Genomic DNA, 18,171 nt, shown 5'->3' with positions numbered 1-18,171 from the left:
CCGCCGCCGATAGCCTCCCCCTGAGGCCTCAGGTGTCCAGGGTCGCATAGACGATGAAGTTGTCCTCCAGCATCCCCGTCTCCTGGTTCAGCCCGTCGCAGGTGATCAGCCTGATCTCCGGTCCCGCGGTGTTGCCGTAGACCTCCAGGGTGGGGAAACCCTCGTCCTTGCGGAACAGTTCAGTGCGGTAGACGGTGAAGCTGGCGACCGAGCCGTCCTGCCGGGTGACCGCGATGGAGTCCCCCACCTCGGTCTGCGGTAGGTCGGCGAAGATCCCCGGACCGCCCTCGATGCCGTTGCGGTGTCCCAGGATGACCGAGGGCCCGACCTCCCCCGGGGTCGGCGAGTGGACGAACCACCCGGCCGGGGAGCCCAGGTTGTAGGGCGGGACCTCGATCACCCCGTTGTCCTGCAGGCCGAGCTGCATCACCTCGGACTCGACGTTGATCCCCGGCACGGAGATCGTGGTCGGCTCCGAGGCGGGCAGGGCCTCCGGCTCGGACTCCGGCGGACCAGTGGTGGCCGCGTCCGCCGGGGCAGTCGCGGCCGAGGCGCTCTCGGGTGCGCTGGCCGAAGCCGAAGCCGACGCCTCAGCCGTGGGCGACGTCGCCTGAGTGGAGGTGGGTGACGCCGTCCCGGAAGGCCCGGCCGCAGCGCCAGCCGACGATTCCCCCCATCCGGCAGATTCCGCACCGGACGGATCCGGCGGCACCGAGCACGAGGCGATGAGCAGGAGGGCGGTCGCCGCGCAGCCCGCCAGGACTGCGCGGCGACCGGTCGAAGGGGACTTCATGGTGTGGGCTGCCTCCGGTAGCTCAGGCCCGGCTCGACCGGCGGCTGACCGCCCATGCGCCGCCACCCAGAGCGGCCACGGCGAGCGCACCCACGCCCAGGAAGATCCCCGAGGTGTCGGACTGCTGGACCGGCGACCCGGTATCAGCGCCGCCCTCCGGCATCTGGCCCATCTGCGAGACGTTCACCGTGCCGCAGGCAGCCGGCAGGGTCGCTGCCAGTGGAAGGGCCGGGTCCAGCTCACTCGGCTTCTCCTGCGCCTCCGCGCTCAGCTTGGCCGGGTCCACGCCGTGCACCACCATCACGGCGGTGCCGTCCGCCAGGGAGGCGGCGGTGGCGTCATTGAGCTCGAAGGTGCGCTCGTAGTTGTAGGCGGAACCGCCCGGGAAGCGCTCGATCGCGAGGGCGGAATCGGCGCTGGTGTCACCCTCGGTGGTCAGAGAGGTGCCGATCTCCCCATAGAAGGGATGGCCCTCCGGGACGCTGATGGCGCCGTCCCCATCGGTGTCGGCCTCAGGAGTGGGGCAGACGCCCTGGCTGGCAATGTGAATGTGCTGGGCGTGTGGGAACGGGCCGTCCATGAAGGTCTCTGCGGCGCCTGAGACGTTGACCGTGACAGTGGCCTCATTGCCGTCCAGCTCGATCATGGCCTGTCCGCTGGTGCCGCTGTCATTCAGCGGGTCCAGGGTCGCCTGCCCCGACCAGGCTCCCTCGTGGGTGCTGGTCGTGGTGCCGGTGGTGCTCCCCTCACCACCATGGCCACTGTGAGCCAGGGCGGGGGACGCGGTCAGGGTCAGGGCGCCCAGGGCGATCACCGGGGCCAAGAGCATTTTCTTACGCATGACGTTCTCCTCGTTGTTGATCCGATACAGGGTGTTCGGAGTCACACGCGGGTCGGATGGGTCGGACGTGAAAAAACTCTCTGGAGCAGGGAAAGGTCCCCGGGCCGGGGCTGGAGACCGTGCCACCCGAGGGCGGCCGACGCTGGACGCGAACAGCCCGGACAACTGGGATAATCGAGGCTGGAGGTTCCACGTGTCGCAGAAGAAGAAGCAGAAGAAGGGCTCTGCCGGCCACCCGGCCAGGGCCCAAGCCGGCGCCCAGCGCAAGGCGAAGGATCAGGACGGCCGCCCGGCCGACGTCGTGCCCGTCCGGCACCCCACGGTGTCCGTGAGCCAGGCGAAGCAGGACCTTCGGGCCTCGGGCCAACAGCAGGGCAGCCCGGGCATGCTCGTCATCGCGTTGATCGGCGCGACGCTGTTCATGTTCTTCTACCTGCACATCATGGTGTTGCCTCAGATGTCCGCGCTGTCCGGCGGGCTGCCGATGCCGGACCACCGCTTCACCTATGACGTCGCTGCCCTCGCGGAGCTCGACGCGTCGATGAACGAGGCCGCGCACGGCCAGCTGAACTGGGTGCACAAGACCGCCGGGGTGATCTTCCCGCTGTTCGTCTTCGCCTGCGTGTCCGCCGTGGCCGCCTGGTGCCTGCCGCGGGGCCTGGGCCGCTGGCTCTCCTACGCCGCCGGTGCGGTCTTCGCCGTGGTGGACATCGCCGAGAACATGCTGATCGAGTCGTCCCTGGATGCCGGGGGCGAAGGCGCCGGGACGGCGTCCCTGTTCACCTCGGCGCGATGGGTGCTGCTGGTGGCGATCGCCCTCTGGGTGGTGCTGATGATCCTCGGCAAGGTCCGCCAGTCCGTCAGCGAGCGAAAGGCGGAGATCGCCGCGGGGTCGCCGAAGCCGCGCTAGCGTAATCGTTGCGTAGGATGTTCTGGTGGACCGGCGCTCCGGGCTGAAAGCCCGGCGTCCACGGTCCCTGGCCCCCGTAGCTCAGCAGGATAGAGCGGCCCTCTCCTAAAGGGCAGGTCGCTGGTTCGAATCCAGTCGGGGGCACCACCCTCAGAGGGTCACGCGCGGGGATCAGACTCGAGGTTCTCGGGCCGCGAAGGTCATGGAGCGCAGCTCAGGGTAGGTGCCGTCGCCCAGGTCGGGATCAGGCAGGGTGCCTTCGGGATCGTCGAGGACAACGCGGTTGCCATCCAGGACCAGGCGTCGCATTCCCTCCAGGATCATGCGCCGGCCCACATCGGCGAAGCGATCGACCCGCTGCAGATCGAACACGACTGTGGGGGAATCTATGGTGAGGTCCTGGATGTGGTCGAGTACCACTTCGGCACCCGTGAACTGCACCACGCCCTGGAGGGAGATGACCGTCTCGTCCTCTCCGGCGACAACCCCTCTGAGGACGGTGGACCCGTAGGTTTCGGCTTCCATGAGGTGCAGACCCATATCCGCCGACAGTCTTCGGCAGACCTCCACTGCCCTGACGCTGTTGCCCTGGGCGTCCAGCCTGGGCGAGAACACTCCGATTCCCACTTGCCCGGGGAGACTGCCGAGCAATCCTCCGGAGACCCCGCTCTTGGCCGGAATGCCGACCTCGGAAAACCAGGTGCCGGCGCCGTTGTACATGCCGGCTGCCGCCATGGCCGAGAGGGTCTGCCGGGCGACGGGGGGCGAGACGATCTGCTCCCCGGTGACCGGGTGCGCACCGGCGTTGGCCAGGGTGGCGCCCATGACGCCGAGGTCACGGACGGTCACGAGAATCGAGCATTGGTCGATGTACCCGGACACCACCTCATGGGCATCGCCACCGATGACGCCATAGTTGCGCAGCAGGTGGGCCAGGGCCAGGTTCCGATCGGCGGTGGCCAGCTCCGACGCCGCCACGGACCGGTCGATGGTCAGCTGCCGACCGGCGAGCCGGGAGCAGAACTCCAGGATGCGGTCCGTCCGATCCCTGGGCGAAGCGCCTTCTCCGCCGAGCAACTGATGGGTGGCGATAGCCCCTGCATTGATCATCGGATTCTTGGGCCGGTGCGAGTCCGTCTCGAGGGACAGCTCATCGAAGGCCTCCCCCGAAGGTTCAATCCCTACCGTCTGCGCCACCCGTTCCAGGCCTCGATCGGTCAAGGCCGCTGCATACGCGAACGGCTTGGATACGGACTGAATGGAGAACTCGCGTTCGTCGTCACCGACGGAGTAGGTGCGGCCGTCGACCGTCGACAGCGCGATGCCGAAGACGTCCGGATCCGCCACGGCGAGCTCCGGGATGTAGTCGGCAACGGCGCCCTCACCCAGGCCTACGCAGTCGTTCAGGACTTCTTGGAGGTATTCCGGTACCGGTGTGCGCATGAGTGATACTCCTTGTTCTCGGAGCTGCCCGGTTCACGAACACCGCCGCCTCGTCCGGTCTGGTGATCCGCCTCCGAACACGGGGATCTGTGCAGATGCTAGGCGAACCGCTTCAGGGCAGCAAGGAGGCCGCCACGGAGAAAATCCAGGCCGTTTCAGCGGTCGGAGGCCGGTCCCGGATCGTCGAATTGCGTCCGGTACAGCTCGGCATACCGCCCGCCCGCGGCCAGCAGGGCCTCGTGCGGGCCCTCCTCCACCACGCGCCCGTCTTCCACCACGAGGATGCGGTCGGCGGAGCGGATGGTGGCGAGCCGGTGGGCGATCACCACGGCGGTGCGCCCCTGCAGGGCCTCCGCGAGGGCGGCCTGCACGGCCTTCTCCGAGGTGGAGTCCAGGGCCGCAGTGGCCTCGTCCAGCAGCACGACGCGCGGTGCGGCCAGCAGCAGGCGGGCGATGGTCATGCGCTGGCGCTCACCGCCGGAGAGCCGGTAGCCGCGCTCCCCCACCACGGTGTCCAGACCGTCCGGCAACCCCTCCACCACCCCGCGCAACCGGGCCCGGTCGATGGCGTCCCAGATCTCGGGATCACCGACCTCGGGCCGGGCCAGGGTCAGGTTCCCGCGGATCGTGTCATGGAAGAGGTGCCCGTCCTGGGTGACCATCCCGACCGTCTCCTTCAGGGACGCGAACGTGGTGTCCCTCAGGTCGGTGCCGTTGTAGCGGATGGTGCCGGAGCCGACGTCGTACAGCCGGGCGAGCAGGGACGCGATGGTGGACTTGCCCGCACCGGAGGTGCCGACCAGCGCGTAGGTCTGGCCGGGCTGCACGGTGAAGGAGATGCCGTGCAGGACCTCAGAGCCGCCCCGGCGGTCCAGGACCGCGACGTCCTCGAGGGAGGCCAGGGAGACCTGGTCCGCACTCGGGTAGGCGAAACGGACGTCCTGCACCTCGAGGGTGATGGGTCCGGCCGGGATGGCCCGTGCCTCGGACTTCTCCCGGATGAGCGGTTCCAGGTCGAGGACCTCGAAGATCCGGTCGAAGGAGACCAGAGCCCCCATGATCTCCACCCGCGCACTGGCCAGGCCGGTCAGCGGGCCGTACAGGCGGGTCAGCAGCAGGGCGAGGGTGACCACATCGCCGGCGTTGAGCTGGCCTGCCAGGGCCTGCAGCCCGCCGACCCCGTACACGGCGGCCAAGGCCAGCGCCGAGACCAGCGTCAGAGCGGTCATGAACACGGACTGGCGTACGGAGATCCCCACTCCGGTGGCCCGCACCCGGTCCGCCCGTGCCGCGAACTCAGCCGATTCGCGCTGCGGCTGGCCGAAGAGCTTGACCAGCGTGGCTCCGGGGGCGGAGAAGCGTTCGGTCATCTGATCGCCCATCGCGGCATTGCGGTGCGCCTGGCTGCGGCTGAGCTCGGCGATCTTGCCGCCCATCACGCGGGCGGGGATGAAGAACAGCGGCAGCAGCACCAGCGAGACGAGGGTGATCTGCCACGAGGTGGTCAGCATGACGATCAGGGTGAGCACCACGGAGACGAAGTTCATCACCACGCCTGACAGGGTCCTCGAGATCGCCGTCTGGGCACCGATCACGTCGTTGTTGAGCCGGGAGACCAGCGCCCCAGTCCGGGTCCGCATGAAGAACGCGATCGGCATCTTCTGCACGTGGTCGAACACCGCCGTGCGCAGGTCGTAGATGATCCGCTCACCCAGGTCTGAGGACAGCCAGCGGGTCACCACGGCCAGGACGGCATCCAGGACAGCCACGGCGGCGATCAGCAGGGCCAGTTGGATGATGCGGTCGGCGTTCCCGCCGCCCACGATCGCGTCCACCACGTCACCGGCCAGGATCGGCGAGGCCACGCCCAGGACCGCCCCGACCACGGAGAGCATCAGGTAGAAGACCAGCTTGCCCTTGTACCGGCGGACGAAGTCCAGGCTGCGCCGGATGGTGCCCGGTTGGAGCCGCCGTCCGCCGGAGGGGTCACCGTGGCTGGCTCGGCGCATGGCCTGCATCGCCGCGCGTTCCATGCTCATGGGGTGGGCCGGTCCAGCAGCCGTTCGATCCCCCGGAGCGACGCGCGGTGGGCCCGGTCGAAACCGGCCTGGCCCGATCCCTCGGCCAGCCCCGCGGCGTAACCGGCGATGAAAGCGGTAGCCGCCGCGTCGCCGTCGTTCCCCGACATGGCCGCGGCACTCCGGGCGAGGCGCTCCAGCCGGGCGAAGTCCGGGTGGACGCCGTCCAGCTCGAGTGCGGTCATCAGCTCGGCTGGCCACCCGGTGGCTGAGGGCACGGTGGCTGGCTGTGGCGCGGCAGGCTGAGTCTCGGACACCGCACCAGTCTAGGTCCGGGCGCCTCGGGCATCCGGTGTGGACAGCCTTACCAAAGCTCCCGCAGCAGCCGGATCAGGCCACGGTCGCGAGGAAGTCCGTCCACTGCTCGGCGGGCTTCTCCAACTCGCGGATCCTCCACTGGGCGCCGCGCGGGCGGGCCGGGGTGATGCGCAGGGCCCAGCCGATCTGGGCCAGGGTGCGGTCCCCCTTCGCGTTGTTGCAGGCGAGGCAGCAGGCCACCAGGTTCTCCCAGGAGTCCTCGCCGCCGCGGGACCGCGGGTGGACGTGGTCCACCGTGGTGGCGCTCCGTCCACAGTAGGCGCAGAGATGACCGTCGCGGCGCAATACCCCTCGGCGGGACACGGGCGTCGAATCGGAATGCGGAATGCGGACGTACCGGGTGAGCAGGATGACGGCTGGCCGGCGCACGGTGGTGGAGGGCCCGACGACGGGATCCCCGCCATCGGCGAGCACGCTCGCCTTGCCGGTGACCACCAGCAGGATGGCGCGCCGGTAGCTGACGACGGACAGTGGCTCGTAGCCGGCATTCAGGACCAGAGTGCGCATGGGACGTACCTCGCGGCTTCGTCTGTGCCGCGGGCGCCGGATCGTCCGCCGGGTACCGACCCGGCCATCCGGCGTCTGCGGGGATGAATCGGGTTGACGATCAGACTCAGGATACGCGCCACCGTGGCACCCTGCCGCTCAGGCACCCCCGCTGCCGGGCGTGTCGCCGAGAGTGTTCACCGGGCCTTCACGTCCCCTTCACCGGGGAAACGACCGAGGGCCCCTCCATGCGGAGGGGCCCTCGTAGCAGTCGTCATTCACCGGCACTCAGGGCCGGGTCATGCAGTCGGTGGTCAGCCGACGTAGGTGTAGTACCCCATCAGCGGGTTCCGGGTCACGGAGTGCTGGAACGTGCCCACGGAGGGGTTCTGGGCGCCGATCATCTGGCCGTTGCCGACGTAGATGCCGACGTGGCCGCCACCGTTCTGGAACACCAGGTCGCCCGGCTTCGGGTTGGAGGTCTGAACGAAGAGCCCGGAGCCGCGGATGGCGGACGTGGAGGAAGGGATGGTGATCCCGGCCTGGGCGTAGGCCCAGGCCACGAAGCCCGAGCAGTCCCAACCGGAGGTGGTCTTGCCACCGTAGACGTACGGCACGCCCACGCCGGCGTAGGCAGCACCCACAACGCCGCCCACGCTGGAGCTCTGCGCGGCCGGGGCCGGCTCAGCAGCGGCCTCCTGGGTCGCGGAGGACTCCTGCGAGGATTCCTGGGACTCATCCGAGGAAGAGGACGACGAAGAAGAAGTAGAAGAAGAAGAAGACTCCGAGGGGGTGGACCGCTCGGTCTGCTCGGTGGACTCGCTCTGCGAGGCTGCGGTGTACTCGGGCTCCGGAGCCGGCTCGGGGGTCGGTTCGGGCTCAGGGGCCGGCTTGGAGGTGACCGGGGCGCGGTCGAGCTCAACCTTGACATCCTTGGCAGCGGCGACGTTGACGGTGGTCACCGCGGCGCGCTCGATGTCCAGGCCCGGGGCCGGAATGCTGGTGGTCTCGCGGACGGCCGGGGCTGCGCCCTGGGCCGGCATACCGATCGACAACACGAGCCCGGAGGCGGCGGCCACGACGGCGGCCTGGCGACCGACGGTCCCGGCGTTCGACGAGACGGCCTTGGAGATGGCCTCCAGCGGGTTGGTGTTCGCCGGAACGGCGCGGTGGCGTGCTGCGGAGCTGCGCTTCGACACGTAAATACCTCTCTCACGTGCCTACGGACAGAGCCCGCCCCCGCCATGATTGACGACTGCTGTGTGCACCGTGGTCGCGGGGGGAATGGCAAACCACCGGTCTATCGCTTCGATCAGGACTGTCCGAAGCGCTGGATCCAAGGTATATCAAAAGTTTATAAATGTCACGCTGAGGTCACGAGGTGTGGAAAAACGTGCCAGACCGGGGTGAGAGCCGCGTGTTTCCGGGGTTCTTCGATCAACGCCAGATCACGAATCGGTGCAGAACCGGTAACGCCAGTGTCTTCTTCAACGAGTTCCGGAGGTCCGTCGGCGTGATTGCCACACCGGTCCACCAGCGGAAGTCTTCAGTGCTGCGCCGCCGGCCGAGGCCTGGCGCGGCCTGCACCGCATCACATCATGCCACAACGCCGCTGGTCACCCGCAATTGACCCGTCAGCCACCGCGGTTCAGAGCTGGCGACGCTCCACGATGATGTGAGACGCGGTCTCCCCGTTCACCTCGAGCGCCACCCCGCCCTCCACAGCTTCCGCGGGCCGGACCGTGACATATCCGTCACTGGCCACGATCTCGATGTCCTGGTTGGGACGGACGCCGGCCAGCGCCAGCTCGCCCAACAGCTCAGGGTCCGTCTGGATGGCCTCGGTCAGGCGCACCACGGTGTAGCGGCCGGGCTGACCGGACACGACCGAGAGCCGCTCGCCCCGGTCGAACGGGGATCCGTGGCCGGGCACCGGGGCCTGGAGGTGGCCCAGTCCCGGGATCGGGTTCCCGTAGGGCGACTCCGCCGGGTTGTGGAGCAGCTCGAGCAGGCGCAGTTCGACCTGCTCGCTCATGATGTGCTCCCAGCGGCAGGCCTCCTCATGCACATAGGCCCAGTCCAGGCCGATGACGTCGGCCAGCAGGCGTTCGGCGAGGCGGTGCTTGCGCATCACGCCCACGGCCTTCTCGCGGCCGTCCTCGGTCAGCTCCAGGTGCCGGTCGTTGCGGACATGCACCAGGCCGTCACGTTCCATGCGGGCTACGGTCTGGGACACGGTGGGGCCGGAATGGTCCAGGCGCTCGGCGATGCGGGCGCGCAGCGGGACGATGCTCTCCTCCTCGAGCTCGAGGATCGTGCGCAGATACATCTCGGTGGTATCGATCAGGTCCGTCACGGCTGATGTTCCTCTCCAGGTCCCCAACGTTGCGTCGTGTCCGTCACTGCCCACCGGCAGTGGCGGGCGCGGACACGGGAAGTCCACCATCCATCCTAGTCGTGCGGCTGGGATCAGGGGACGAGTTCCGCCACGGGCCGAGCAGGGCCTGCCCGACACGTGGCGTTCCCGCGCCCCGCGGTGCGGGAGAATGGCCTTTCGCGGCCCGGCCGAGACCTACCGACACGTCAGGAGATCCCATGAGCACACCCGAGGTGACCATTCCCCAGAACCTGCTGCCGCAGGATGGACGGTTCGGTGCCGGCCCGTCCAAGGTGCGCGCGGACCAGGTCCAGGCGCTGGTGGCCGCCGGCCCGAAGCTGCTCGGCACCTCCCACCGCCAGGCGCCGGTCAAGAACCTGGTCGGCAGCGTCCGTCAGGGCCTGACGCAGCTGTTCTCCGCCCCGGAGGGCTACGAGGTCATCCTCGGCGTGGGCGGCTCCACCGCCTTCTGGGATGCCGCCAGCTTCGGCCTGGTCCGCTCCAAGGCCCAGCACCTGTCCTTCGGCGAGTTCGGCTCGAAGTTCGCCAAGGCCACGGACAACGCTCCCTTCCTCGAGGCCTCCTCCATCCGCACCGCCGAGCCCGGTACCCGCCCCGAGCCGCAAGCCGAGGATGGCGTGGACGTCTATGCCTGGCCGCAGAATGAGACCTCGACCGGCGTGGCTGCTCCCGTGCAGCGCGTGTCCGGTGCCGCGGATGACGCCCTGGTGCTCGTGGACGCGACGTCCGCCGCCGGAGGCCTGCCGGTGGACGTGTCCCAGGCCGATGCCTACTACTTCGCCCCGCAGAAGAACTTCGCCTCGGACGGCGGCCTCTGGCTGGCGCTCTTCTCCCCCGCTGCGCTGGGCCGGGTGGAGGAGATCAAGGCCTCCGGTCGCTGGATCCCGGACTTCCTGGACCTGAAGACCGCCGTGGACAACTCGGTCAAGAACCAGACCTACAACACCCCGGCCCTGGCCACCCTGGTGATGCTGGACAACCAGATCCAGTGGATGAACTCCAACGGCGGCCTGGACTTCGTAACGGCCCGCACCGCCGACTCCTCGAATCGGGTCTACACCTGGGCCGAGAACTCGAGCTTCGCCACCCCGTTCGTCACCCGTCCCGAGGACCGATCCGCCGTGATCACCACGGTCGACTTCGACGACCGCGTCGATGCCGCCGCCGTGGCCACCGTGCTGCGAGCCAACGGCGTCGTGGACGTGGAGCCGTACCGCAAGCTCGGCCGCAACCAGCTGCGCATCGCGACGTTCGCCGCCATCGACCCGGATGACGTCACGGCCTTGCTGGCCAGCATCGACCACGTCGTCGAGCGCCTCTCCTGAGCGCACTGGGCCTGAGCCGCACCTGACAGAGAACGACGGCGGCGCACCCACCCGGGTGCGCCGCCGTCGTTGTCCTCCTCCGGGCCGGTTCTCGGGCCCTCAGCCCTGTGGTGAGGAGTCCTCGTCCCGGGGCTCATCCTGCTGGTTCTCCTGGTCTTGCTGGTTCTCCTGGTCTTGCTGCTCCCCCCGGGCGCGGGCCACGGCCTTCTCCGGGTCCTCCCCGGCGGCGATCGCGTCCAGGCGGATCTTCTCCTCCTGGCTCACGCGCTCAGACCACGGCAGCCAGTCGGGGGCCAGGATCGCCGTCGCCCCGGGCAGCAGCCCGGTCTCGCACACGGTGACGACCTTGCTGCGGGGAGCCCGGGACAGGGTGGCGAACCACTCCCAGCCGCCGTAGCCGGACAGGGACGCGGCAAAGCGATGGGTGACCAGGCGGTCGTCGTCCGCCACGGTGCCCACGTGCTCACCGATGTCCCCGTCCTCGGCCAGACCTTCCAGCGCCGCCCGGGCCTCGGCCACGGCGGCGGCCAGCAGGTCGTCCAGCTTCGGGGTGCGCTTGCGCGGTGCCCTCGTCGGCTTCGGCGGAATCCGCACGGAGCGGCCTTCGGACTGCACGGTCTCGCCGGCCGCGGGCGACTCAGCTGTTGGGTCTGCCCCGGTGTCCTCAGGGGCGGAGGTCTCAGGCTTCAAGTTCATCGGCCACCTTGCGCAGGGCCATGGCGATCTTCTCGGCCTGGGCCTTCTGCGGGTACTTGCCCTTGCGCAGGCTGTTGGAGGCCACGTCCATCCACTTGATGAGGTCCTCGACCACCACGGCCATGTCCTGCGGCTTGCGGCGGGTCGCCCGCACCACGGAGGGACCGTCGGTGAGGATGCGCGCGTTCAGAGCCTGGGGTCCGCGGCGCCCCTCGGCCACACCGAACTCCATACGGGTTCCGGCCCGGACCTCGGTCACGCCCTCGGGCAGTGCGGAGGCGGGCAGGTGGACCTCGTGTCCCTCATCCGTGTGGATGAAGCCGAAGCCCTTGGTCGAATCGTAGAACTTTACTTTGCCGGTCGGCATTCTTGATGTCCTTATCTCTCCTCGGTACCCCTTCCGGCCCTGTCGGCGTGCCGTGGCCGCCCGGTCGGATCATCGCACCGGGCCACCGGTTGGCCGCGGACCCTCGTGGTCCGGCAGGCTCCCGGGCCCTGGCTGCGCTGCCGGCTCGCGGGGTGGTCCTGTCCTCGGACGTCATGGTCCGGGCGGCCCTACTCCACTGTGCCGCGGCCCGTGCCGGTCGGAAGGGAAAGTCTGTAACGCCCTCAGGATACCCTCTTACCCCCGGATTTCTCCCGCAGCTTCCCCTCCGAGGTCCCGGCGAGCACGCGGCGTAGACTGGGGGCCATGTCCGTTCGCCCCTTCGCCTCCCCCGACGTCCGCGCTCACGGCGGCACCGAAACCGCGGCCCCGTCCACCACGGAGACCTCGCTCTGGCTGAGGACCCTGCTGATCGTGGGCGCCACCTTGACCGCGGTCTCCTGCGCGGCCACGGTGCTGCTGCTGGTCTCCTACTTCCTCGATGTCACGGCCTGGCCCCTCTTCTACTGGTTCGGCCTCTACGGCCTCCCCCTCGGTTTCGTCCTGATGCTCACCTACGTGGTGGCCAAGGCCGTCCTGAGACGCCGCGCCTGACCCGGCCCGGTGCGCATGAGGGCCGCCACGCTGACGGACCACCTCTCCGGGTGGCCGGACCATCGCCTGGAACGGCTGTTCTCGCTGCGCCCGGACCTGTGCAACCCTCCGGTCCCCGATTTCGCCGCCCTCGCGGCCCGCGCCAGTACGCAAATGTCCGTCCTGCGAGCGCTGGACGGATTGGACCGCGCCCATCTGGACGTCCTCGAAGGCATGGCAGTCCTGACAGTACTGGGCCAGCTGCCACCCACCGGGCCCGACGCCGGCCCCACCGTGACGATCACCCGGCTCGCCTCGTTCCTCACGGACGGCACGGCGCCGTCGCTCTCCGGCACAGCCCCTGATGAAGCGCACCTCGCGGCGGTCAGCTCCCTGGTGCACGATCTCGCCGGGGCCGCCCTCGTGGTGGAGCATTCCGCCGGTTGGCGTGTGCCCGTGCCGGTCGCCGCCGCGCTGGGACCCCACCCGTTGTCCTTCGGACGGACCGCCGCCGCCCTCGGCTCCGAGATTGTCCTGCCCACGGACCGTGAGGGGGTGCTGGCCCTGCTCGGCAGCGAGGCCGCCCAGGGCGATCTCCTGAGCCGTGCCACCGCGGCACTGGATGCACTGCAGTCTTCGCCCGTCGCCCGGGCCCCCGAGCCGCCGGGTCCCGTCCACGAGGTGCTCCTGCGCACCGGCCTGTTGGTGCCGCTGGGCGCGGACCGGTCCGGCTCCGAGGGATCCGTGGCCGAACACCCACTGGAGGCCGGGCTGGCCTGGCGTCACGGGACCGCCGGCCGCACCGTTCACCCTGAGCCGCCGGCTCCGTCCGGCCGAGCCGTCAACCCGGCTCTGTCCCGCAACGCCGCCCTGGCGGCTGTCGGCGACCTGTTGCGCGGCTCCGCCGACCTCCTGGAGGCGCTGAACGGTGGGCTGCCGACCCTGCGCTCAGGCGGGGTGGGGGTGCGTGACCTGAAGCGGCTGGCCGACGTCTCGGGCGGCACCCCCGAGGACGTCTCCTGGCTGCTGGAGCTGCTGGCATCCGCCGGTCTCGTGGTCCTGGACCCAGACACCTCTCTTTGGGTACCCGCTGCCACGGTCCCGGACTGGCGGCGCAGCGAACGCCAGGTGCAATGGGAATCCCTCGTCGCCGGCTGGCTGTCCAGCGGCCGCGCACCGATGCTCGGTCCCGTACCCTTCGGGGCCTCCGGTCTCGGGTCGGGCACCGCTGCCACCGAGGTCGGCACCGCTGCCCGGCGGGCCCTGGCTCCGGACCGCAACCGCCCGGACGCGCCCCGTCTCCGAGCGGCCGTGCTCGAGGCGGCCCTGGAGGTCTCGGACGAGCAGCCCGGCGCCCGGTTGGACGAGGCCGTCCCCGAACGCCAGCGGTGGCGCGGACCCCGGCAGTACGCCCGCAGCGCCGCCTTCACCCTCCCCCTGCTGGCGGAGGCCGACCGGCTGGGCCTGGTCGGCGCCGGGACCCTCACCGCGGCCGGGGCACTCGTGGCGGCAGGACGGCTCGACGAGGCCGCCGCCGCCGTCGGGACTGCCCTGCCAGCCCCGCTCACTCGGGTGCGTCTGCAGGGCGACCTGACTGCCGTGGCCCCGGGCTACCTGGACCCGGACGTGGCCGGACGGCTGGCGGCGATGGCCGAGGTGGAGGGCGATGGCACCGCCCGGGTCTACCGGTTCTCCGATGCCTCGCTGCACCGGGCGCTGGAGGCGGGATCGACCGCCGAGGAGCTCGAGGCCTTCCTCGAGGACCATTCCGAGGACGCGATCCCCCAGTCGCTGCGCTACCTGATCCGGGATGTGGCCCGGCGCCACGGCACGCTCACCGTCGGGGCCGCAGGTGCCTGGCTACGTTCCGACGACGAGGGTCTGCTGGACGTCATCGTCGCCGATCCGGCCCTGGCCGCGGCCCGGCTGGACCGGCTGGCACCCACCGTGGTGGTGGCCGGCGTCGGGCCGGCGGTCCTGCACCGGATGCTGGCGGAGGCCGGGCACTGGGCCGCGTCCGTCCGAGACAGCGCCTCGAACGACGATGGCCCGTCCGGACCCGCACCGCGCACGAACGCCGGGGACGCCACCTTCCCGGAGCCCGTCCGTGCCGTGCGTTGGTCGCCGTCCGAGGAGGAGCTGGCCGCGCAGATCGCCCGGTTGCGGTCGGCCCCGCAGCCGTCCCCGAGCGGTGCGGGGACCGAAGAGGCGGTGGCCGTGCTGCACCAGGCCGCGCGCCAGCGGACCGAGATCGTTCTCGTCACCGTGGACCAACGGGGTCAACGCCAGTCCCGCCGCGTGGTGCCCCTGGCCGTCGCCGGCGGACGCGTCCGCTGCCTTGTTCCGGACCGCGAGGCCGAGACGGTGGTGCCGCTGCACCGGATCGTGTCAGCCGAACCCTCGGCGCTGGCCGATACCTAGTCGCTGGCGCTGGCGGTACGCTGCCTGAAGGCGTAGTGCAGGGGCAGGCCGGTCAGGGCCAAGGCGCCGATCAGGTTGCCGACCAGCACGGGTATCTGGTTCCACAGCCACCAGTCGTCGATCCCGACCGGGGCGCCGAGCATCATGCCCGCAGGGATGACGAAGAGGTTCACCACGCTGTGCTCGAACCCCAGGGCGTAGAAGGCGGCGATCGGGAACCAGATGGCCAGGATCTTGCCCGTGGTGTCCGTGCTGGTCATGCCCATCACCACGCCCAGGCACACCAGTCCGTTGCAGAGGATGCCATTGAGTAGCGCCAGCCCTGCTCCACCGAGGTAGCCCAGATGCTGATAGCCGATGGTCTTCTCGGCCGCCATGTCCGCGATGGCCAGACCGAACTCGTCGGCCTGAGCCGTCCACCACTCGGTCAACAAGGCCGCGATCAGCAGCGCCGCCAGCAGCCCGCCGAGTATGTGCCCGAACAAGACCCAGCCGAAGCTCCCCACCATGTGGCCGAAGGAGGCCCGCTTCTCGATCACCGCCAACGGGACGAGCGCCATGTTGCCGGTGAGCAGTTCCAGGCCCAGGAGGATGACCATGACCAGGCCCATGGGAAACAGCAGTGCTCCGAAGACATCCACGCCGCTCTGTCCCGCGGCGGTGACGGCCAGCAACACGGCTGCCCCGAGCAGGAACGTGGAAACGGCACCACGCAGGACCATCTGCGCGGCGCTGAGCTTGGTCTTGGCGAGGCCGGACTCCAGCATGGAGACGGCCACCTTCTCCGGGCCGACGTAGGACATGGCGCTCCTCTCGGAGGGAGAGGGCCGGTCCCCCTCCGACACGGCCATCGTATCCACGGACGCCGCACGACCGAGCCGGACGGCGAGTAACCGTGCCAGCAATGCCAGGCCAGCGGCACGCTTCGACGGTTCGGCCCCCACGCGCGAGAATGGACTGGTTCCCGCACCCGTTCCGCTCCTGAGGAGGACCCGTGGCCGATGGCCCGTTGATAGTCCAATCGGACAAGACCGTGCTGTTGGAGGTGGACCACCCCCAGGCCACCGAGGCACGGCACGCCCTCGCGTCCTTCGCCGAGCTGGAGCGCGCACCGGAGCACGTGCACACCTACCGGATCACGAACCTGGGCCTGTGGAACGCCCGGGCCGCCGGGGTGGATGCGGAGCGAGTGCTGGACGTGCTGCTGACCTACTCCCGGTACCCGGTCCCGCATGCCCTGCTGCTGGACATCGACGACACCATGTCCCGCTACGGCCGGCTACGCCTGGAGAACGACCCGGTGCACGGCCTCGTGATGCGCACGGACGACTACGCCGTGCTCGAGGAGGTGCTGCACGCCCGGAAGACCGCGGAGATGTTCGGTCCGCGCATCAACGGGGAGACCGTGGTGGTGCACACCGCCAGCCGTGGCCAGCTCAAGCAGCAGCTGCTCAAGCTCGGCTGGCCCGCCGAGGACCTTGCCGGCTACGTGGACGGCACCCCCTATCCCATCGGCCTCACCGAGGTGCCGGACAGCGGGGAAGTGCCCGACGCCGGCCCGGCCGGCGCCCAGCCCGCGGAACCCTGGCGGTTGCGTCCCTACCAGCGCCTGGCGGTGGAGAACTTCTGGGCCGGCGGGTCCGGCGTCGTGGTCCTGCCGTGTGGCGCCGGCAAGACCCTGGTGGGCGCCGGTGCCATGGCCACGGCGAACGCGACCACGCTGATCCTGGTGACCAACACCGTCTCGGCGCGGCAGTGGAAGGCGGAGCTGCTGAAGCGCACCACGCTGACGGAGGCGGAGATCGGCGAGTACTCGGGCTCCGTCAAGGAGGTGCGCCCCGTGACCATCGCGACCTATCAGGTGCTGACCCTGAAGCGCGGCGGCCTCTACCCGCATCTGGAACTGGTGAACGGACACGACTGGGGACTGATCATCTACGACGAAGTGCACTTGCTGCCGGCCCCCATCTTCCGGATGACGGCAGACCTGCAGGCCCGGCGCCGACTCGGCCTCACCGCCACCCTGGTCCGGGAGGACGGGCGAGAGTCCGAGGTGTTCTCCCTCATCGGCCCGAAGCGCTACGACGCCCCGTGGAAGGACATCGAGGCCCAGGGCTACATCGCGCCGGCCGAGTGCATCGAGGTCCGCGTGGAGCTGCCGCGGGACGAGCGGATCGCCTACGCGATGGCCGAGGACGCGGACAAGTACCGGCTGTGCTCCTCCTCGGACATCAAGCTGCCGGTGGTGAGGTCACTGGTGGCCCGGCACCCCGGTGAGCAGGTGCTGGTGATCGGGCAGTACCTGGACCAGTTGGCCGAGCTGGGCGAACTGCTGGAGGCGCCGGTACTGACCGGGGCCACCTCCGTGGCCGAGCGGCAGCGGCTGTTCGGCGAGTTCCGCGAGGGCCGGATCGACGTACTGGTGGTGTCCAAGGTCGCGAACTTCTCCATTGACCTGCCGGAGGCCTCCGTGGCGATCCAGGTCTCCGGGTCCTACGGGTCCCGGCAGGAGGAGGCCCAACGGCTGGGACGGCTGTTGCGGCCCAAGGAGGACGGCAAGTCAGCCTACTTCTACACCGTGGTCTCCCGGGACACCCTGGATCAGGAGTATGCACAGAAGCGCCAGCGGTTCCTGGCCGAGCAGGGCTACGCCTACACGATCCTGGATGCCGGGGACCTGACGCCGAGTTGAGCCGCCCGCCGGGCCACTGCATCCAGCAGGCATTCAGGAAACGTCCAGCGAACGGGTGGACGATGGAGACATGAAGTCAAAGGAACCTGAAGCCAAGCTCCTGGTCGTGGATGACGAGCCGAACATCCGCGAGCTCCTCTCCACGTCCCTGCGGTTCGCCGGATTCGAGGTGGTCGCGGCCGCCAACGGACGCGATGCCCTGGCCGCCGCCGAGAAGGAGCAACCGGACCTGGCCGTGCTGGACGTCATGCTGCCGGACATGGACGGTTTCACGGTGACCCGCAAGCTCCGTGCCGCCGGCCGCCACTTCCCCGTGCTGTTCCTCACCGCCCGTGATGACACGGAGGACAAGGTCACCGGCCTGACCGTCGGTGGCGACGACTACGTCACCAAGCCGTTCTCCCTGGACGAGGTGGTGGCCCGCATCCGCGCCGTGCTGCGCCGCACCGCACCGGCCGAGGGAGACGAGGCCATCCTCCGTGTGGACGACCTGGAACTCGACGACGACGCCCATGAGGTCCGCCGCGCCGGCGAGGTCGTTGAGCTCTCCCCCACCGAGTTCAAGCTCCTGCGCTACCTGATGATGAACCCCAACCGGGTGCTGTCCAAGTCGCAGATCCTGGATCACGTCTGGGAGTACGACTTCAACGGCGACGCCTCCATCGTGGAGTCCTACATCTCCTACCTGCGCCGCAAGATCGACCGCGCTGACCTGCCGGACATGATCCAGACCAAGCGCGGTGTCGGCTACCTGCTGCGGTCCGCGGACAAGCGCTGATCCGGCGCTGCTGACCTCTGTCCTTGTCTGTTCC

General features: G+C 69.7%; 17 protein-coding genes and 1 tRNA gene. 7 read left to right on the top strand and 11 right to left on the bottom strand.

Annotated features, from left to right (window positions below; all coding sequences use genetic code 11):
- Positions 1-28: 28 nt before the first annotated feature.
- A complete protein-coding gene (locus tag C8E99_RS16285) occupies positions 29-793 on the bottom strand; it encodes a sortase domain-containing protein (protein ID WP_245952391.1) in 765 nt (254 codons plus the stop codon).
- 22 nt (positions 794-815) lie between these two features.
- Positions 816-1,634, bottom strand: coding sequence for a hypothetical protein (locus tag C8E99_RS15145; protein WP_115933534.1), 819 nt, complete (start codon positions 1,632-1,634; stop codon positions 816-818).
- 193 nt (positions 1,635-1,827) lie between these two features.
- Between C8E99_RS15145 and C8E99_RS15140 the strand changes: the two genes are divergently transcribed.
- Positions 1,828-2,544 carry a hypothetical protein gene (locus tag C8E99_RS15140; protein WP_115932997.1) on the top strand — a complete coding sequence of 239 codons (717 nt, stop codon included), beginning with the start codon at positions 1,828-1,830 and terminating at the stop codon, positions 2,542-2,544.
- Positions 2,545-2,614: 70 nt separating this feature from the next.
- Positions 2,615-2,691 (top strand) — tRNA-Arg (locus C8E99_RS15135).
- Between the two features lie 24 nt (positions 2,692-2,715).
- On the opposite strand, the gene C8E99_RS15130 is transcribed toward C8E99_RS15135, so the two are convergent.
- The 6 genes from C8E99_RS15130 to C8E99_RS15105 form a co-directional block, all read right to left on the bottom strand.
- Positions 2,716-3,987 carry a glutaminase gene (locus C8E99_RS15130; RefSeq protein WP_115932996.1) on the bottom strand — a complete coding sequence of 424 codons (1,272 nt, stop codon included), beginning with the start codon at positions 3,985-3,987 and terminating at the stop codon, positions 2,716-2,718.
- Positions 3,988-4,142: 155 nt separating this feature from the next.
- Positions 4,143-6,026 (bottom strand): ABC transporter ATP-binding protein, encoded by a 1,884-nt coding sequence (locus C8E99_RS15125; protein WP_115932995.1) that lies wholly within the window; start codon positions 6,024-6,026, stop codon positions 4,143-4,145.
- Positions 6,023-6,322 carry a DUF6457 domain-containing protein gene (locus C8E99_RS15120; RefSeq protein WP_115932994.1) on the bottom strand — a complete coding sequence of 100 codons (300 nt, stop codon included), beginning with the start codon at positions 6,320-6,322 and terminating at the stop codon, positions 6,023-6,025. Before C8E99_RS15120 ends, C8E99_RS15125 begins: the two co-directional genes overlap by 4 nt.
- A gap of 73 nt (positions 6,323-6,395) precedes the next feature.
- Positions 6,396-6,890, bottom strand: a complete 495-nt coding sequence (locus C8E99_RS15115) for an HNH endonuclease (protein WP_115932993.1) — start codon at positions 6,888-6,890, stop codon at positions 6,396-6,398.
- Positions 6,891-7,183: 293 nt separating this feature from the next.
- Positions 7,184-8,068, bottom strand: coding sequence for a C40 family peptidase (locus C8E99_RS15110; RefSeq protein WP_245952389.1), 885 nt, complete (start codon positions 8,066-8,068; stop codon positions 7,184-7,186).
- 449 nt (positions 8,069-8,517) lie between these two features.
- Positions 8,518-9,225, bottom strand: coding sequence for an iron-dependent transcriptional repressor DtxR (locus C8E99_RS15105; protein ID WP_115932992.1), 708 nt, complete (start codon positions 9,223-9,225; stop codon positions 8,518-8,520).
- A 239-nt stretch (positions 9,226-9,464) separates the two neighbouring features.
- Between C8E99_RS15105 and serC the strand changes: the two genes are divergently transcribed.
- Positions 9,465-10,592, top strand: a complete 1,128-nt coding sequence (serC, locus tag C8E99_RS15100; protein ID WP_115932991.1) for a phosphoserine transaminase — start codon at positions 9,465-9,467, stop codon at positions 10,590-10,592.
- A gap of 99 nt (positions 10,593-10,691) precedes the next feature.
- Here the strand turns inward: serC and C8E99_RS15095 are convergent, their stop codons facing one another.
- Positions 10,692-11,288, bottom strand: a complete 597-nt coding sequence (locus C8E99_RS15095) for a DUF3027 domain-containing protein (protein ID WP_115932990.1) — start codon at positions 11,286-11,288, stop codon at positions 10,692-10,694.
- Positions 11,272-11,655, bottom strand: coding sequence for a cold-shock protein (locus tag C8E99_RS15090; protein WP_115932989.1), 384 nt, complete (start codon positions 11,653-11,655; stop codon positions 11,272-11,274). The genes C8E99_RS15095 and C8E99_RS15090 overlap by 17 nt, the downstream gene beginning before the upstream one ends.
- A 324-nt stretch (positions 11,656-11,979) precedes the next feature.
- Here C8E99_RS15090 and C8E99_RS15085 point away from each other — a divergent pair, with 324 nt between their 5' ends.
- Positions 11,980-12,267 carry a hypothetical protein gene (locus C8E99_RS15085; protein WP_115932988.1) on the top strand — a complete coding sequence of 96 codons (288 nt, stop codon included), beginning with the start codon at positions 11,980-11,982 and terminating at the stop codon, positions 12,265-12,267.
- Between the two features lie 15 nt (positions 12,268-12,282).
- A complete protein-coding gene (locus C8E99_RS15080; protein ID WP_115932987.1) occupies positions 12,283-14,667 on the top strand; it encodes a helicase-associated domain-containing protein in 2,385 nt (794 codons plus the stop codon).
- Here C8E99_RS15080 and C8E99_RS15075 read toward each other — a convergent pair.
- The gene (locus C8E99_RS15075) at positions 14,664-15,470 is read right to left on the bottom strand and encodes a formate/nitrite transporter family protein (protein WP_170144629.1); all 807 of its coding nucleotides are present in this window, start codon (positions 15,468-15,470) and stop codon (positions 14,664-14,666) included. The two genes, C8E99_RS15080 and C8E99_RS15075, sit on opposite strands and share 4 nt — an antisense overlap.
- Before the next feature lie 191 nt (positions 15,471-15,661).
- Between C8E99_RS15075 and C8E99_RS15070 the strand changes: the two genes are divergently transcribed.
- A complete protein-coding gene (locus C8E99_RS15070; RefSeq protein WP_115932985.1) occupies positions 15,662-17,359 on the top strand; it encodes a DNA repair helicase XPB in 1,698 nt (565 codons plus the stop codon).
- Positions 17,360-17,429: 70 nt separating this feature from the next.
- Positions 17,430-18,137 (top strand): response regulator transcription factor, encoded by a 708-nt coding sequence (locus C8E99_RS15065; RefSeq protein WP_115932984.1) that lies wholly within the window; start codon positions 17,430-17,432, stop codon positions 18,135-18,137.
- Positions 18,138-18,171 lie beyond the last annotated feature (34 nt).

It is taken from the genome of Citricoccus muralis (assembly GCF_003386075.1).
GTDB classification, from domain to species: domain Bacteria; phylum Actinomycetota; class Actinomycetes; order Actinomycetales; family Micrococcaceae; genus Citricoccus; species Citricoccus muralis.
The sequence above is the reverse complement of the archived record's forward strand: the minus strand, read 5'-3'. Positions and strand labels throughout refer to the sequence as shown.

Bases quoted from the DNA above. Each gene is read 5' to 3' on its own strand.
- C8E99_RS16285 (WP_245952391.1), bottom strand. From the start codon at position 793: ATGAAGTCCCCTTCGACCGGTCGCCGCGCAGTCCTGGCGGGCTGCGCG.
- C8E99_RS15145 (WP_115933534.1), bottom strand. From the start codon at position 1,634: ATGCGTAAGAAAATGCTCTTGGCCCCGGTGATCGCCCTGGGCGCCCTG.
- C8E99_RS15130 (WP_115932996.1), bottom strand. From the start codon at position 3,987: ATGCGCACACCGGTACCGGAATACCTCCAAGAAGTCCTGAACGACTGC.
- C8E99_RS15125 (WP_115932995.1), bottom strand. From the start codon at position 6,026: ATGAGCATGGAACGCGCGGCGATGCAGGCCATGCGCCGAGCCAGCCAC.
- C8E99_RS15115 (WP_115932993.1), bottom strand. From the start codon at position 6,890: ATGCGCACTCTGGTCCTGAATGCCGGCTACGAGCCACTGTCCGTCGTC.
- serC (WP_115932991.1), top strand. From the start codon at position 9,465: ATGAGCACACCCGAGGTGACCATTCCCCAGAACCTGCTGCCGCAGGAT.
- C8E99_RS15095 (WP_115932990.1), bottom strand. From the start codon at position 11,288: ATGAACTTGAAGCCTGAGACCTCCGCCCCTGAGGACACCGGGGCAGAC.
- C8E99_RS15090 (WP_115932989.1), bottom strand. From the start codon at position 11,655: ATGCCGACCGGCAAAGTAAAGTTCTACGATTCGACCAAGGGCTTCGGC.
- C8E99_RS15085 (WP_115932988.1), top strand. From the start codon at position 11,980: ATGTCCGTTCGCCCCTTCGCCTCCCCCGACGTCCGCGCTCACGGCGGC.
- C8E99_RS15080 (WP_115932987.1), top strand. From the start codon at position 12,283: ATGAGGGCCGCCACGCTGACGGACCACCTCTCCGGGTGGCCGGACCAT.
- C8E99_RS15075 (WP_170144629.1), bottom strand. From the start codon at position 15,470: ATGTCCTACGTCGGCCCGGAGAAGGTGGCCGTCTCCATGCTGGAGTCC.
- C8E99_RS15065 (WP_115932984.1), top strand. From the start codon at position 17,430: ATGAAGTCAAAGGAACCTGAAGCCAAGCTCCTGGTCGTGGATGACGAG.